The 15,282-nt window shown below is 28.0% G+C and carries 14 protein-coding genes and 1 riboswitch; of the genes, 1 reads left to right on the forward strand and 13 read right to left on the reverse strand.

Annotated features, from left to right (window positions below):
* Positions 1–667 precede the first annotated feature (667 nt).
* From H9660_RS01620 to H9660_RS01640, 5 genes are all read right to left on the reverse strand, one after another.
* Positions 668–838, reverse strand: coding sequence for a hypothetical protein (locus tag H9660_RS01620; RefSeq protein WP_191747883.1), 171 nt, complete (start codon positions 836–838; stop codon positions 668–670).
* A gap of 183 nt (positions 839–1,021) precedes the next feature.
* A complete protein-coding gene (locus H9660_RS01625) occupies positions 1,022–1,300 on the reverse strand; it encodes a DUF3892 domain-containing protein (protein ID WP_423738999.1) in 279 nt (92 codons plus the stop codon).
* Positions 1,301–1,409: 109 nt separating this feature from the next.
* Entirely contained in the window at positions 1,410–1,847 is a 438-nt protein-coding gene (locus tag H9660_RS01630; RefSeq protein WP_191747887.1) for a tellurite resistance TerB family protein, read from the reverse strand.
* Between the two features lie 104 nt (positions 1,848–1,951).
* Positions 1,952–2,539: a rubrerythrin gene (gene rbr / locus H9660_RS01635; protein ID WP_191747888.1), complete on the reverse strand. Its 588-nt coding sequence runs from the start codon at positions 2,537–2,539 to the stop codon at positions 1,952–1,954.
* Positions 2,540–2,755: 216 nt separating this feature from the next.
* Positions 2,756–2,929 carry a (2Fe-2S)-binding protein gene (locus tag H9660_RS01640; RefSeq protein ID WP_191747889.1) on the reverse strand — a complete coding sequence of 58 codons (174 nt, stop codon included), beginning with the start codon at positions 2,927–2,929 and terminating at the stop codon, positions 2,756–2,758.
* A gap of 219 nt (positions 2,930–3,148) precedes the next feature.
* Here H9660_RS01640 and pflB point away from each other — a divergent pair, with 219 nt between their 5' ends.
* Positions 3,149–5,380 (forward strand): formate C-acetyltransferase, encoded by a 2,232-nt coding sequence (pflB, locus tag H9660_RS01645; protein ID WP_191747890.1) that lies wholly within the window; start codon positions 3,149–3,151, stop codon positions 5,378–5,380.
* 42 nt (positions 5,381–5,422) lie between these two features.
* Here pflB and H9660_RS01650 read toward each other — a convergent pair whose 3' ends face one another.
* From H9660_RS01650 to H9660_RS16575, 8 genes are all read right to left on the reverse strand, one after another.
* Positions 5,423–7,432, reverse strand: a complete 2,010-nt coding sequence (locus H9660_RS01650) for a HAMP domain-containing methyl-accepting chemotaxis protein (RefSeq protein ID WP_191747891.1) — start codon at positions 7,430–7,432, stop codon at positions 5,423–5,425.
* Between the two features lie 165 nt (positions 7,433–7,597).
* On the reverse strand, positions 7,598–8,485 hold the full coding sequence (locus tag H9660_RS01655) for a tocopherol cyclase family protein (protein WP_191747892.1): 888 nt from the start codon (positions 8,483–8,485) through the stop codon (positions 7,598–7,600).
* Positions 8,475–9,917 (reverse strand): FAD-dependent oxidoreductase, encoded by a 1,443-nt coding sequence (locus H9660_RS01660; protein ID WP_191747893.1) that lies wholly within the window; start codon positions 9,915–9,917, stop codon positions 8,475–8,477. The genes H9660_RS01655 and H9660_RS01660 overlap by 11 nt, the downstream gene beginning before the upstream one ends.
* Positions 9,918–9,945: 28 nt before the next feature.
* Positions 9,946–10,401 carry a metal-dependent transcriptional regulator gene (locus H9660_RS01665; protein WP_191747894.1) on the reverse strand — a complete coding sequence of 152 codons (456 nt, stop codon included), beginning with the start codon at positions 10,399–10,401 and terminating at the stop codon, positions 9,946–9,948.
* A gap of 256 nt (positions 10,402–10,657) precedes the next feature.
* Positions 10,658–11,395 carry an amino acid ABC transporter ATP-binding protein gene (locus tag H9660_RS01670; RefSeq protein WP_191747895.1) on the reverse strand — a complete coding sequence of 246 codons (738 nt, stop codon included), beginning with the start codon at positions 11,393–11,395 and terminating at the stop codon, positions 10,658–10,660.
* A 20-nt stretch (positions 11,396–11,415) separates the two neighbouring features.
* Positions 11,416–12,177 (reverse strand): amino acid ABC transporter permease, encoded by a 762-nt coding sequence (locus tag H9660_RS01675; protein ID WP_191747896.1) that lies wholly within the window; start codon positions 12,175–12,177, stop codon positions 11,416–11,418.
* A gap of 20 nt (positions 12,178–12,197) precedes the next feature.
* Positions 12,198–13,028, reverse strand: a complete 831-nt coding sequence (locus tag H9660_RS01680) for a transporter substrate-binding domain-containing protein (RefSeq protein ID WP_191747897.1) — start codon at positions 13,026–13,028, stop codon at positions 12,198–12,200.
* Positions 13,029–13,192: 164 nt separating this feature from the next.
* Positions 13,193–13,376: riboswitch (Lysine riboswitch) on the reverse strand.
* A 102-nt stretch (positions 13,377–13,478) separates the two neighbouring features.
* Positions 13,479–15,128: an N-acyl-D-amino-acid deacylase family protein gene (locus tag H9660_RS16575; RefSeq protein WP_341479560.1), complete on the reverse strand. Its 1,650-nt coding sequence runs from the start codon at positions 15,126–15,128 to the stop codon at positions 13,479–13,481.
* Positions 15,129–15,282 lie beyond the last annotated feature (154 nt).

Genomic DNA, 15,282 nt, shown 5'->3' on the forward strand with positions numbered 1-15,282 from the left:
GTATATTTCTACATTTTTCACATTTTTTCTTATACTTATCCACTTGAAAATCAAAAGTTATCCACAGCCAAATTATACTCTATGACCTTTTTTACTATATTTCCGTAATAATTATAACATTATCCACAATTTTTATCCACATTCTGTCCAAACTGTTAATAACTTTGTTAACATGTATATATTTATCATTTTTATTATTTTACCCCATTAAACATATACTACTATACTTCTTCAAATATCATCATATTGTTACAAACATACATTCAATCCATATATATTGTGTCAATACCTTTTAAAAAGTTTTCAACAGTTTTTAAGAGTTGTCCACATTTTGTGGATAACTTTCCACAATTTTAACACATTATTATGTATTTAATCTATAGTTATCCCAAATTACAAATAGATTAGTTTCCTTAAAAAACAAAAAGAGATAAACATTATATTCCTTATTCCGTCGCATGAGCTCCAAGTCACCGTCATACAATGTTTATCTCTTTGCAAACTGAATGAATGAAATTATTAAGTCGCTAATTCTTACACTACGAATTTTACTCCTCTTATAAAATCATATACAATTTGTATATAGATATAATTTCTTAAATAATAAAAAACTGGATAAAATATTTATTAAAACAAATATTTTATCCAGTATACTTATATATAAAAACTATTTAACTTCATTCTTACAACTATACCAAGCCAATAGATATTGAACTACTAAAAGTAATGGTCCTACAAGTGCTGTCCCTATTGTCCACAGAATTTTATTTTGTCTTTTCTCTTCTGCTAACTTATATGATGCAAATGCTGATATTGCTAGTACTAATATTACCATCATATACTTAACCCCCTTATTGTTGAATATATCTTGATGTAATTCAATTCTACATAATATATTTTTATTTTTCAATAAAACCATAATAGTAAAATAGTAAACTTTACGTTACAAATTTACAAAGAATTAAATATTCTTAGAAGGTTAAAAATTTTATTAAATATCTTTTTCTTATCTATAATTGCTTTATTCCACCGTTGGCAATGAACTTAAATTATTATTTTCGTCTTGATCTGGTAAACTTCTTAAATATTCTTCACCTTTTTTAGAAACTCCTACTGCTACCCCAGCAATGTTTCCTTCCTTAGCCATTTGTACCCCTTGTTCTTTGGTTACTCTTTCACTATTAGAAAGTTCATAACCTACTATCTCACCAGATTTCTTTATTAATCCGGTTATTGTTTTAGCATCATCTTTTGCTGTTGGTACTTCTTTATTTATATTTTTAGGTAGTCCTCCTACCATATTATCATCTTTATTATTCAAAATAACACCTCCTACTATTTTGGTATTATTTTGTCCTAAAAAAATCATTTAATACATTTTATAATTACTAAAAATTCTATTTATAAACTTATAATATTATCTCTGCTTTTTCTTTTAAAAGCTGTATATTACTATCTGTAGTTATAGTTGTAAAGTTATATATGTCATCAAAATCATAAAAATAATTTGCTATAGCTATTCTTTTTGCCCTTGTTATTTCAAACTCTTCTGCTATTTTATCTAAAAAGTCTATTTCTGAAACTTCAAGTTCTCCATCTACTAAAGCTACTCCTACTAATTCAAAATATATAATAGATTTAGCTCTATAATCACAATTCTTTAACAAATCCATTATGTCTCTATATTCTATAAATTTAACATCTTCATCTTTAATACCTAGTTCCTCTTTATAATTCGATATTAATCTTTTTTCTTCTTCTGCAAATTTATTATCTACTCTAGCAAAAGTAGAAACTAAATTTAAAAAACACATTGATTCATCTTTACTTAACTCTTTTAAAAACATTTCTTTCCCACCTTTCCTTAATAATTTTTTATTTCAATAATTTAATTAATAAATTATTATTTTTAAAAAAAGGGATGTCCTATGACACCCCTTATAAAATTATCTTAATAATTTTCACAGAATAATTCAAAGTAAGCTTTTGGATGTAAGCATGCTGGACATGCTTCTGGAGCTTCTTCTCCTTCAAATATAAATCCGCAGTTTCCACATTTCCATAAAACTACTTCATCCTTCTTAAATACTGTACCTTCTTCTAAATTCTTAAGAAGCTTATTGTATCTTCTTTCATGCATATTTTCAACTTCTGTAATTCTTTCATATGCTACAGCTATTGCTGGGAAACCTTCTTCTCTTGCTACTCTTGCAAATTCAGGATAGTCTTTTGACCATTCTTCATGTTCTCCTGCTGCTGCTGCTCTTAGGTTACTAGCAGTATCTTCATATAGACCTACTGGATATGCAGCATTAATTTCAATTGCTTCACCTGCAAATTCATCTTTTAAGAACTTATAAAATCTCTTTGCATGTTCTTTTTCTTGCTCAGCAGTTTCTGTAAATATGTTTGAAATTTGTACATAACCTTCTTTTTTAGCTACACTTGCATAATAAGTATATCTTGTTCTTGCTTGACATTCTCCCGCAAAGGATTTCATTAAATTTTCAGCTGTTTTTGTACCTTTTAAACTTTTCACTTTACTACACTCCTATCTAAATTTACTAAATTAATTTGGTTATAAATATATTATATTACAATTAAGTTTTTTATTCAAAGCCCTAATTTATAAATAATAACAAATACTGTTTATTTTTCCTGAAATACTATATATATCTCTGCATTACTATACTATTCTATTATTTACAAAAAATATCCTTCATAAATTAATATAAAGGATATTTTTTATTAATACTTATTTTTTTATTTCTAGCATTGATAAAATTTCACTCGTACATCCTCCACAACATGTTGCAGCTCCTGTAAGTTCCATTATATCTTCTATATCACTAGCACCAGATTTAATTGCATTTATAATATCCAAATAACTAACATTTCTACATCTACAAATTTTTTTATTATTTTCCACTACAAATCCTCCTTATTTTTATTAATTTTCTATTATAATTATAATTGCTTAATTTCTATATTCAATAAATTTTATTTACTTATACCTTTGTTAAAATTTAAACACTTTTCTTGCTTTTCTTTCTATTTAATGATAAAATGTAAATGATAAATATTCTTTATTGATAATAATTTCCATTAATAATAATGTTTGTTAATTTATAGAAAAGGAGTGCAATGTATGAAGCAAGAATGGATCAATTTCAAAGAAGGTCAATGGGTTAAATCTGTTGATGTTAGAAACTTTATTCAATTAAATTATACTCCATACACTGGCGATGATAGTTTTTTATCTGGCGCTACAGATGCAACTAAAAAACTATGGGAAGAAGTAAGTGAATTATTTAAAAAAGAAAGAGAAAATGGTGGAGTTTTAGATGTTGACACTGAAACTATTTCCGGTATCAATGAATATAAAGCTGGATATATAGATGAAGCTTTTGAAAAAATAGTTGGTGTTCAAACAGATGCTCCATTAAAAAGAGCTGTAATGCCTTATGGTGGTATTAGAATGGCTGAAAGTGCTGCTAAAGCTTATGGATATGAAGTAAGCCCAAAAATCTCTGAAATTTTCTCAAAATATAGAAAAACTCACAACCAAGGTGTTTTTGATGCTTACACTACTGAAATGAGACTAGCTAGAAAATCTGGTGTTATAACAGGACTTCCTGATGCTTATGGTAGAGGAAGAATTATAGGTGACTATAGAAGAGTTGCTCTATATGGTGTAGATAGATTAATAGAAGATAAAATTGCTCAAAAGCTTAGCTTAGAAGTTAAAACAATAGATGAAGATGTAATTAGATTAAGAGAAGAAATTTCTGATCAAATCAATGCATTAAACGAATTAAAAGGACTAGCTCAAACTTACGGTTTTGATATTTCTAAACCTGCTACAAACGCTAAAGAAGCTATTCAATGGTTATACTTTGGATTCTTAGGAGCTATAAAAGACCAAAACGGTGCTGCTATGTCTCTTGGAAGAACTTCAACTTTCTTAGATATATATATCGAAAGAGATTTAAAGGCTGGTTTAATCACTGAAGAAGAAGCTCAAGAATTAATGGATCACTTTGTTATGAAGTTAAGATTAGTTAAATTCTTAAGAACTCCAGAATACAATGATTTATTCTCAGGAGATCCTACTTGGGTTACTGAATCAATTGGTGGTATGGGCTTAGATGGAAGAACTTTAGTTACTAAGAACTCATTCAGAGTATTAAATACACTATATACTTTAGGACCATCACCAGAACCAAACCTAACTGTTCTTTGGTCAACTAGATTACCTCAAGGATTTAAAGACTTCTGTTCTAAGGTTTCTATTGATACAAGCTCAGTTCAATATGAAAATGATGACTTAATGGCTCCATACTGGGGAGATGACTATGCTATTGCTTGTTGTGTATCTGCAATGAGAGTTGGTAAGCAAATGCAATTCTTCGGTGCTAGAGTTAACTTAGCTAAAACTTTACTATACGCTATAAATGGTGGTAGAGATGAAAAGTCAGGAGTTCAAGTTGGACCTAAGACTGCTCCATTAAATGGTGATTATTTAGATTACAATGAAGTAATGGATAGATTTGAAGTTATGACAGATTGGTTAGCAAACCTTTATGTTAATACTTTAAATGTTATTCACTATATGCATGATAAATATTCTTATGAAAAATTACAAATGGCGCTGCATGATAGAGATGTATTTAGAACAATGGCTTGTGGTATAGCTGGACTTTCAGTTTGTGCTGACTCACTTTCTGCTATTAAATACGCTAAAGTTAAGCCAATAAGAAACGAAGAAGGAATAGCTATCGACTTCGAAGTTGAAGGAGACTTCCCTAAATACGGAAATGATGACGATAGAGCTGATGAAATAGCTGTATGGTTAGTTGAAAGCATGATGAATAAAATAAGACAAAATAAAACTTATAGAAATGCTTACCACACTCAATCAGTATTAACAATTACTTCTAACGTTGTTTACGGTAAGAAAACTGGTACTACTCCATGCGGAAGAAAGGCTGGAGAACCATTTGCACCAGGGGCTAACCCAATGCACGGAAGAGATAACAACGGTGCTTTAGCTTCATTAAACTCAGTTGCTAAAATACCATATGAACACTCACAAGATGGTGTTTCTAACACATTCTCAATAATTCCTGATGCATTAGGAAAAGATGCTGAAAACAGAATCCATAACCTAGGCGCTATGATGGATGGATACTTCTCTCAAGGTGCTCAACACTTAAATGTAAATGTATTTGATAGAGAAACTTTATTAGATGCTATGGATCATCCAGAAAATTATCCTCAATTAACTATAAGAGTTTCAGGATATGCTGTAAACTTCATTAAGTTAACTAGAGAGCAACAATTAGATGTTATAAATAGAACATTCCATAAATCAATGTAATATTTAAGGTGCATACAATATCGTATGCACCTTTTATTATTCTTAGGAAATTTTAAATTTTTGTATTAATCTATTTAGTATTTCAGAATACTCTTTAAGAGATTCTGCTTGACTTGACATTTCTTGTAATCCTGATGATTGTTCTTCAGATGCAGCACTTACTTCCTCAGTAATTGCCGCTGTTTCTTGTGATACGGCTGCTACTTCAGAAATATTATTAACAACTTTATCTTTACTTTTTATAATTCTATCTAATGATACAGTTACATCAGTAATGCTTCCTTCAAGATAATTTATAGTATTATCTATAACTTCAAATTTCTCTTTAGTTATTTTTAAACTTTCTGAAGTTTCCTTATTTATTTTATTAGTTAACATTGTTTCTTTATATAATTCATTTATACTGCTCTTGATTTCACTTAACACTTCATTTATTTGAACTGCTGATTTAGATGATTCCTCTGCTAATTTTCTTACTTCATCTGCTACTACAGCAAATCCTCTACCAACTTCCCCTGCTCTTGCCGCTTCTATACTAGCATTTAATGCTAATAGATTTGTTTGTTCAGTAATTGATTTTATTGCATCAATTATAGTTCCAACTTCATTAGATTTTACTGTTAATACATCAACTTTTCGTACTATATTATCACTAGCTTGTATATTTTCATTATACTTTACATTTAAATTTTCTATTGCTAGATATCCTTCTTCTGAAGATTTTTTAACTTCTTTTGAAGAGTTTAACATATTATTAGAACTAACTATAGATTTATTTACTTCATCTTCTAAACCTGATACTATATTTACACTTTCATCTAATTGAGCTGCTTGATTTGTTGCTCCTCCAGCTATTTCTTGTACAGATTTAGCTATTTCTTCTCCAACATTACTGGATTCTGATATTATATCAAATAAAGTTATTGCACCATCCTTAACTTTTTCTGAAGCCTCTTTAACACCTGATAATAAAATACTCATATCAGATACAAGAGATTTTACTCCATTAATCATACTGTTTACTTCTTCATTATATATATCCTTAGATTCTATACTTTCTGTAAAATCCCCTATCTCTAATTTCTTTAAAACTCTAACAATATCATTTATTGGTTCTGTTAATTTTTTTGTAAATTTATTTGACATTCTAATAATAACTATTAATATTATTATAAATATAATTATTGGGAATATTACTTGTAAAGCATACTCAAGTAATATTTCTTGTGCATTTCTAAGTAAAATAATATTTAATTTACTATTTTCATCAAAAGATCTCATTATAGAATAATACTTGTTATCAACTTTTGCATAACTAATTTTATTTTCTTTATTCTCAATGGCTTTCTTTATCCAATCAATACTATCTGCCTTTTTACCAATAAGAGTATCATTAGAATCGAAAATTATTACTCCGTTTTCACTAATTAATGAAATCAATATATCATTAGTTTCATTTTCTGAAGTTAATCCCTGTAACACTCCTTCAAAATTTTTATCTATTCCTATTACTCCTTGAAGCTCTCCATCATTATTAAATATTGCTTTAGAATATGTAATAAGCATTTTATTATTAGTTATATCCCTATAAGGTTCTGATACTATCATTTCTCCTGGGCTATTTATTGCTTTTTGATACCATTCTCTACTTCTTGCATCATAGGTGCTATCCATTACTTCATATGGTGATAAAATAAATCTTCCATCCTCTGTTCCAACATATATAGATATTACATCCTTATTTACTTTTATATAATCATCTAATATATCTTGAACAGCTTGACTATCTCTATTCTTATTAACTGAATTAAAATAGTTATTTAGTAATAAAAAATTTATATCTTTTTCTATATAACTGCTATTACTTTCTATTTTTTCTTTTACTAAGTTAATACTCCCACTATTTCTTTCATTATTAATCTTAGTATTTTTAGTATTTGAAGATATAGTATTTAGAGTAGCAATTACTAGTATAGGAATTATTGAAGCCTTTAACAGTAAACTTTTTATGTCTTTTTTCAAAGTTCTCTTTTTATTATGTGCTTTTTTCATTTCATACTCCTTAACAATATTCTTTATATTTATTTTATCGTTAGTAATATTTTTAAATTAATACTAAATTCGATATTTTACGCTAAAATATTTAAAATACTCTAATAATATAAATTATAAACTAAATAACACATTAAAAGGAAGCTAAAATTTCTTAGCTTCCCTTTAATCATTAACATATTCAAAACTAGTTGTTTTACTAACTAAGTTAAAATTTAATTTATTATTTTTATAAAATTTAAATCTAGCAGTGCAATTTATATTTTCATATATAGTTCTTGTCATTTCTCCAGCATTAGGAGCTAATAATCTTTGACCTGATAATCCATCTATATCTACTTCTAATTTATATTTTCCTCTTTTTATAACTATTTTCTTCTCATTATATAAAACTATTTTAACTCCATTATATGTAGCAAATCTATATTCTTTTCCCTTATAATAAACTACTGCAATACACCCTTTAAACTTGCATCCTAAGAAAGGTATATCTGCTATTGAAACCATAATACTAGTATCTTCTATTGAAAAATCATTACTTTGAATCCATAAATAAGTTTCTGGAAATGATTTTCCTAAGTCTTTTTCTATATATCCTTTTCCATATATAAATTTCATTTCTTCATTATTTATATATAAACTTCCATTAACCGTATGGTTTAAGCTTAAAACTCCATGATAGCATTCCATAAATGAAAAGTATTTAAAAAGTCCCATTATATCACTTTTTATAGGAGTTATATTATTATAAGTAAGTCTACCTTTAATATGTATATCTTTATTTTTTATATTTATTATTATTCCTTTAGTAGAAAATATATTGTCTTTTATCTTTATAGTTAACTTATCAGCACTTATACTAAAATCCTTGAAATCATAATTAATATTATATGATTTGGTTTTTGTTATAACTTGTATAAAGGAATACTTTTCTCCGTTTTCTTTTATATTTATTCCTGGTATAAATGATATTACATTATCCTCAAATTGATTCTTAAAATACCAGCCTTCAAAATATCCTTTTTTCTTCCCGTAAAAATCCTTATTTTTCATATTTTAACTCTTTAATAGCTGGAGAATCTAAGAAATTACCACGATAATCAAATCTAGAACCATGACAAGGACAATCCCAAGATAAATCGTCAGCATTCCATTTTACTTCACACCCTAAATGTGGACATTTCGTAGATACAGTATATGCCCTTCCTTCTTTTGTTTTATATACCCCGACTTTATTCCCCTCATAAGTAATTATACCGGCTTCTCCATTTTTTATATTATCTATAGTTTCCATTGGAATTCTTATTTTTTGTGCTATGAAATTATATGTTGTTTCAAATCCATCCTTTGCTAAATTCTTTATAGATGCAGTCATATCAAATCTACTTGGAGAGAAAATTTCATTAAAATCATATTCCTTACCTGTGATCATTCCACTAATTATAATAGATGAAACCATAGAAGATGTCATTCCCCACTTGTTAAATCCAGTAGCAACATATACATTTGGCATATCTTTAGAGTAAACTCCTATAAAAGGAATCCCATCTGATGTTATACAATCTTGTGCCGACCAATGATACTCCTCTATTGATTCAGGATAAAGTTTTTTAGCTAATTCTCTTAATTTATCCCATGCCCCACCTTCTTGATTATCTCCTGTTCTAGCAGATACCCCTCCTAAAATTAGATAGTCCTTATATCTTCTAAAAGAATATCCCCCATCTTTTTCATCTATATACATCCCATTTAGTATTTGAGCATTTTTTAATGCAATAACATATTCTCTTTCTTGATGCATTCTTAAGAAATAATATCCCGGAACATTTATAATAGGAAAATGAGTTGCTACTACTATACTCTTAGCTTTTATTCTTCCCTTATCAGTAATTACAACATCATTTTTTATATCTAAAGCTGTTGTATTTTCATATATAGTCAAATCTTTAGCTATAAAATTTAAAAATTTAATCGGATTGAAATTAGCTTGATTCTTAAATTTTAATGCTTTTTTTATACTAAATGGAAGTTCTATATTATCAACTAATTCTGCATCTATTCCTATACTTATAGCTGCTTCATATTCATCTTCTATTTTTTTTGAATTATCTAAAGTATATACATATGCATCTTCTATTTCAAATTCACAATCTATATTATTTTTTTTTATTATTTCTTCATAATTTTCTAATGCTAGTTTATTAGCCAATGCATATCTAGATGCATTTTCTTTACCAAATTCCTTAATTAGTTTATCATATATAATATTATGTTGTATTGTTATCTTTGCAGTAGTATTTATTGTATTTCCTTGCAAAACCTTTCCTCTATCTATTATTACTGCCTCTACTCCTTTTTCTTTAAGCATATAAGCTGTAAGAAGTCCTGTTATCCCTCCCCCTATTATGATAACTTCAGCTTCATTTACATCTTTTAATTCTCCCTTACTTTTTATATTATAACTTTCACTCCAAATCGACTTCATATACTAACGACACCTTTCTTCAAATGATTTATTTTTTATTATTCCCCAACTTTTCCTTTATTATTGGATAATTATCAATTATTTCAATAAAATTTTCTATTCTTTGAAAGGTATCTTTATTTAATACATGCTCTATCTTTTCAGTTTCTTCTAATATATTTTTAGAAACACCTATAGTCCTTAAAAATTTTTCAATAGTATTATGCCTATATAATAAATACTCTCCATAAATTTTTCCATCATCAGTCAATTTTATATATCCGTATTTTTCATAAGAAACTAAACTTAATTCATCCAATTTTTTTATCATATTGGTTATTGATGCCGGTTTTACATTTAAAGCCTTTGATAAATCTCCAACCCTAGTAAATCCTATTTCATTAGATAATCTATAAATCATTTCTATATAATCTTCCATAGATGCTGTAATAAGACCTGAATTTATTTTTAAATAATTATTAAAAGTGTAAAATCCTTTTGGCATAAATCTTCTCCCCACATTAAAAAGTTTCATTCCTATATTTATATTTGCTATATCTTAATTAAATTCATAAAAAAGTGTTAAAGTATCATATCCATGTTCCGTCGCAAGCTCCAAGTCGCCCTCATACAATGTTTATCTCTTTACAAACTGAAGGAAGGAAAGTATAAATAGTTAATAACAAGGCATAACTTTTTATACTTTCTAACTTAAATAAAAAAGATACTACCTAATTACAAGATAGTATCTTTTTTCTTTATTAATTATTTAATGTACGTTTTAAGAATTCACGAGTACGCTCTTTCTTTGGATTATTAAATATTTCATCTGGAGTACCTTCTTCTTCTATTACACCGTTATTCATAAATACTACTCTATCTGAAACTTCCTTAGCAAATCCCATTTCATGTGTGACAACTAGCATAGTAAGCCCTGTTTCTGCTAGTTCCTTCATTACTTTTAATACTTCTCCAACCATTTCAGGATCTAATGCTGATGTTGGTTCATCAAATAATATTACATCAGGTTCCATAGATAAAGCTCTAGCTATAGCTACTCTTTGTTTTTGTCCACCTGATAACTGTTTAGGTTTAGCATTTATATAATTGCTCATTCCTACTATATCTAAGTACTTCATAGCAACTTTTTCGGCTTCTTCCTTTGATCTTCCTAATACTTTTACTTGTCCTACAACACAATTGCTTAAGACATCATGATTGTTAAATAAATTAAATTGTTGAAAAACCATTCCTAGCTTAGTTCTATATTTATATATATCATGCTTATCATCTAATATATTTTCCCCATTATATATTATTTCTCCACCTGATGGTTTTTCTAAAAGATTTATACATCTTAATAATGTAGATTTACCAGAACCTGATGATCCTATTAAACATACAACTTCTCCCTTTTTCACTGAAAAATCTATGTCCTTTAAAACTTCATGACTTCCAAAGGATTTACTTAAATGTTTAACTTCTATTACTTTTTCCATACTATTTCCTCCTTAGGCCATTACACAGCTTTATTAACCATATCTTCTGGTTTAGAAACTTGCATTTGATTTCCAGCTATTATATAGTTTTCTGGACCATCTATTTTCTTCTCTAAATATCTTAATATTCTAGTAACTGTAAATGTCATTATAAAATAAAGAATACACGCTACTGTAAATGACTCAAAATATTTAAAGTTATTTCCTGCTACTGATTTAGTTTGGAAATATAATTCAGATACTGAAATTACATTTAATACTGATGTATCTTTAATATTAATAACAAACTCATTCCCTGTAGCCGGTAATATATTTCTAATAACTTGTGGTAATACTACATTTATCATAGTTTGAAAGTGATTCATTCCAATAGCTTGTGCAGCTTCAAATTGTCCTTTATCTATAGAAACTATGCCCCCTCTTACTATTTCTGACATATAAGCTCCAGTATTTATAGAAACTATAAATAAACCTGCAACTATTGCATTAACATTTATTCCTAAAGCAGCTGCTGATCCATAATATATTACCATTGCTTGAACAATCATAGGAGTTCCTCTGAAAAATTCTATATAAGCAGATAAAATTACATTAACCACTTTTAAAATTATTCTTTTTATACCCTTTTCCGGTACTGGTATTGTTCTAACTACTCCTATTATAAGTCCAATAACTGTACCTATTAATGTACCTACTATTGAAATTAATAAAGTAATTCCTGCCCCACGCAAAAACCCTTGCCAGTTGTTAGAAATTATTTTTATTATATCGCTAAAACTCATCTTCTACTCTCCTTATAGGACTACTGTGCTGCTGGTTGATTTTTAATAGCAGTATCCATTATTTCTAATCTTTCTTCGTCAGAAATTCCTTTTAAAATTTCATTTATTTTATCTTTTAATTCACTATCCTTCTTAAGTCCAACAGCTATAGCTGTGTCTTCTTCTGAAGTTTCAAATCCTTCTTTAAATTCTACCATTTTGAAGTTTTCATTAGCCATTTGTGCACTAAGTGCTTCTGGTCTTTCTGTCACGTATCCATCTATAACTCCTGATTCTAATGCAACTCTCATAGCTGGGAAATTATCCATAGCTGTTTGCTTATTTACATTTGGAATTTGATCTATAACTGAATAGTGGAATGTATTTAATTGTGCTGTTATTTTAGCTCCTGAAAAATCCTTTAATGTTTCTGCATTTTCATAAGCTCCACCTTTTTTAACAAGCATAACTAAATCTGATTTATAATAAACATCTGTAAAATCTATTGTTTCCTTACGTTCTTCTGTTGGAGACATACCTGCTATAATTGCATCTATCTTTCCTGAAGTTAATGCTGGAACTAGCCCGTCCCATTCAGTTTTAACAATTTCTAATTTTTTCCCTAATGAATCAGCTATTTTTTTAGCAATTTCTACATCATATCCCCCAGCGTATTCTGAGCCTCCATTTATCTTTACAGCTCCATTTGAGTCATCTGTTTGAGTCCAGTTAAAAGGAGCATATCCTGCCTCCATCCCAACTCTAAACACATCTTCTGATGAAGTATCGTTACCCTTTCCTGATCCACAACCTGTTAATGTTATTGCTGCTGTTAATACACCTGCAATTAATAATGATAATTTTTTCTTCATAGTATATATCCTCTCTTTCTTATAATAATTTTTTTTAGAAAATAAAAATACCAACCTAATTGGTTGGTGCTATCCTAAATAATTCAGATAAGATACTATAAAAAAATAACTGAACCTTTTGGGCTCAGCTTAACTTCATAGCTATTTTACCCTCATCTTTTCCCATTCGAGATAGCACAACTTAATAAACCGGGAAGTTTATTAAGACAGTCCTGTAGCTCTTAACTACAGACCCAGCAAGTAATATTGAGAAGTATTACAAGCTTCGGCAAAATTTCCTTCTCCCTAGCTTCATAGCTTTCTCAAACTCCACTAAAGACTGTTAAATTTTGCGCCTCTACCTCACAAGTTAGTGAGGCATTTATTTAATTTTATGTATATATTACATTATTTTTCTGAATTTGTCAATATATACTTAAAATTTTATTCATAGTCTATTAAACATTTTAACTATTTATTTACCACTATTCCATTTTTATCTTCTAATATTAATTCATTATCCATAATTAATTTCCCGTTAACTATTACATATTTTATACCTTTAGGACTCCTAGATTTATTTATATAGTCTTCATACCCAACTATGTTATCAAAATCAAATATAGTTATATCGGCTATCTTCCCTATCGTTAAAACTCCTCTATCCTCTAATCCTAAAGTTGTAGCTGGTAATAATGTACATTTATAAATACCTTCTTCTAAACTCAAAGCTTTTTTATCTCTAATATATTTCCCTATAAATAGGGGATAGTTTCCATATAACCTTGGATGTGGATCTCCTGCAGGAATACTATCTGATCCAACCATTTGAAGTGGGTGCTTTATAAGATTTATTGTATCCTCTTCTGAAAATATATTTAATGTTACTATCCCAACTCCACTTTCTTCAGAGACAAGCAAGTTTGCTACAAAATTTACTGGATGAATATTTTCTTCTCTAGAAATTTCACCAACTGTTCTCCCTATATACTTTAAATTTTCTTCTTTGTTTAATGATGTTATTAATATGCCATCCCAACTAGCAATAGAGCTATAATTATCCCACCCAACATAATTAGTATTTAAATCCTCAAGCTCTTTTTTTATTCTTTCTATAGTATTATTATCTTTAAGCATTTTTAACATAACCTCATTTCCATCTTGTGTTATCCAAGGTGGTAAAAGTTGAGTCATTAAAGTGCTTCCAGAAAGATATAAATGTTCATCGAATGTGATATCTACCCCATTCTTAATAGCTTCATCAACTAAATTAATTAACTTTTCTGCCTTACATCCAAGTTCTTTTGAATCATAAGATCTCATATGAGATATATGGATTCTTACTCCTGAAATACGTGCTATATTAATGACTTCATTTATGGCTTTTATTATGTTCCTATCATGATTTCTTACATGTACCATAACTACACCATTATAATTTTTAACAATCTTACATAATTCTATTAACTCTTTCTCTCCACTATAAATTCCAGGCATATATTGAAGTCCTAAAGACATACCTATAGCCCCTTGCCTCATTGCATTTTCAATTAAAATACACATATCTTTAATTTCATTTTCATTAGCTTCTGAGGAATCAAATCCTTTTACTTTTGCTCTAATTGCTCCATGAGAAATAAGTACAGCATAATTATTTTTAATTCCCTTATTACTTATTTTATTGAAATAATCCTTAACATCTTTAAAATCAAATTTTATATTAGGAGAACCAACAACTCCTTTTATATAGTTTTTCCAAAGCTTACTTTCATCTTCTAAACAAGGTATAACCCCTAATCCACATTGTCCAACTAATTCTGTAGTAACACCTTGTCTTATCTTAAGATTTTGAATCTCTTCATCCATAAAAGGTACTAAATCATTATGACTATGTACATCTATAAATCCAGGTGATACAATAAGCCCTTCTGCATTTAATATTCTTTTAGCATCTTCTTCTATAGATTTTTCAATTTTAACTATCTTTCCTTCTTTAATTCCTAAATCCATATTATATGCTTGGCTACCTGTACCATCTACTATTAATCCATTAGTTATTAGTATATCTAACATACTGTCCTCTCCCTTGCATATTTTTACTTTTATACCTTCTTTTATTATATACCTTTAATTATAGTAATTCACATTTATTATTCTTTATTATTTTGAGTAGTTCAGGGATTACAATAATATAGCTACAATTCTTTAATTCTAGCTTAATATATAAATTTATTATAACTATTTATGATTTTTAATTTTTGAAATAAATTTATAT

It is taken from the genome of Clostridium gallinarum (assembly GCF_014836325.1).
GTDB classification, from domain to species: Bacteria; Bacillota; Clostridia; order Clostridiales; family Clostridiaceae; genus Clostridium; species Clostridium gallinarum.

Excerpts from the sequence above, each read along its gene's own strand:
- H9660_RS01620 (WP_191747883.1), bottom strand. The coding sequence starts at position 838 with ATGATGGTAATATTAGTACTAGCAATATCAGCATTTGCATCATATAAG.
- H9660_RS01625 (WP_423738999.1), bottom strand. The coding sequence starts at position 1,300 with ATGGTAGGAGGACTACCTAAAAATATAAATAAAGAAGTACCAACAGCA.
- H9660_RS01630 (WP_191747887.1), bottom strand. The coding sequence starts at position 1,847 with ATGTTTTTAAAAGAGTTAAGTAAAGATGAATCAATGTGTTTTTTAAAT.
- pflB (WP_191747890.1), top strand. The coding sequence starts at position 3,149 with ATGAAGCAAGAATGGATCAATTTCAAAGAAGGTCAATGGGTTAAATCT.
- H9660_RS01650 (WP_191747891.1), bottom strand. The coding sequence starts at position 7,432 with ATGAAAAAAGCACATAATAAAAAGAGAACTTTGAAAAAAGACATAAAA.
- H9660_RS01655 (WP_191747892.1), bottom strand. The coding sequence starts at position 8,485 with ATGAAAAATAAGGATTTTTACGGGAAGAAAAAAGGATATTTTGAAGGC.
- H9660_RS01660 (WP_191747893.1), bottom strand. The coding sequence starts at position 9,917 with ATGAAGTCGATTTGGAGTGAAAGTTATAATATAAAAAGTAAGGGAGAA.
- H9660_RS01665 (WP_191747894.1), bottom strand. The coding sequence starts at position 10,401 with ATGCCAAAAGGATTTTACACTTTTAATAATTATTTAAAAATAAATTCA.
- H9660_RS01670 (WP_191747895.1), bottom strand. The coding sequence starts at position 11,395 with ATGGAAAAAGTAATAGAAGTTAAACATTTAAGTAAATCCTTTGGAAGT.
- H9660_RS01675 (WP_191747896.1), bottom strand. The coding sequence starts at position 12,177 with ATGAGTTTTAGCGATATAATAAAAATAATTTCTAACAACTGGCAAGGG.
- H9660_RS01680 (WP_191747897.1), bottom strand. The coding sequence starts at position 13,028 with ATGAAGAAAAAATTATCATTATTAATTGCAGGTGTATTAACAGCAGCA.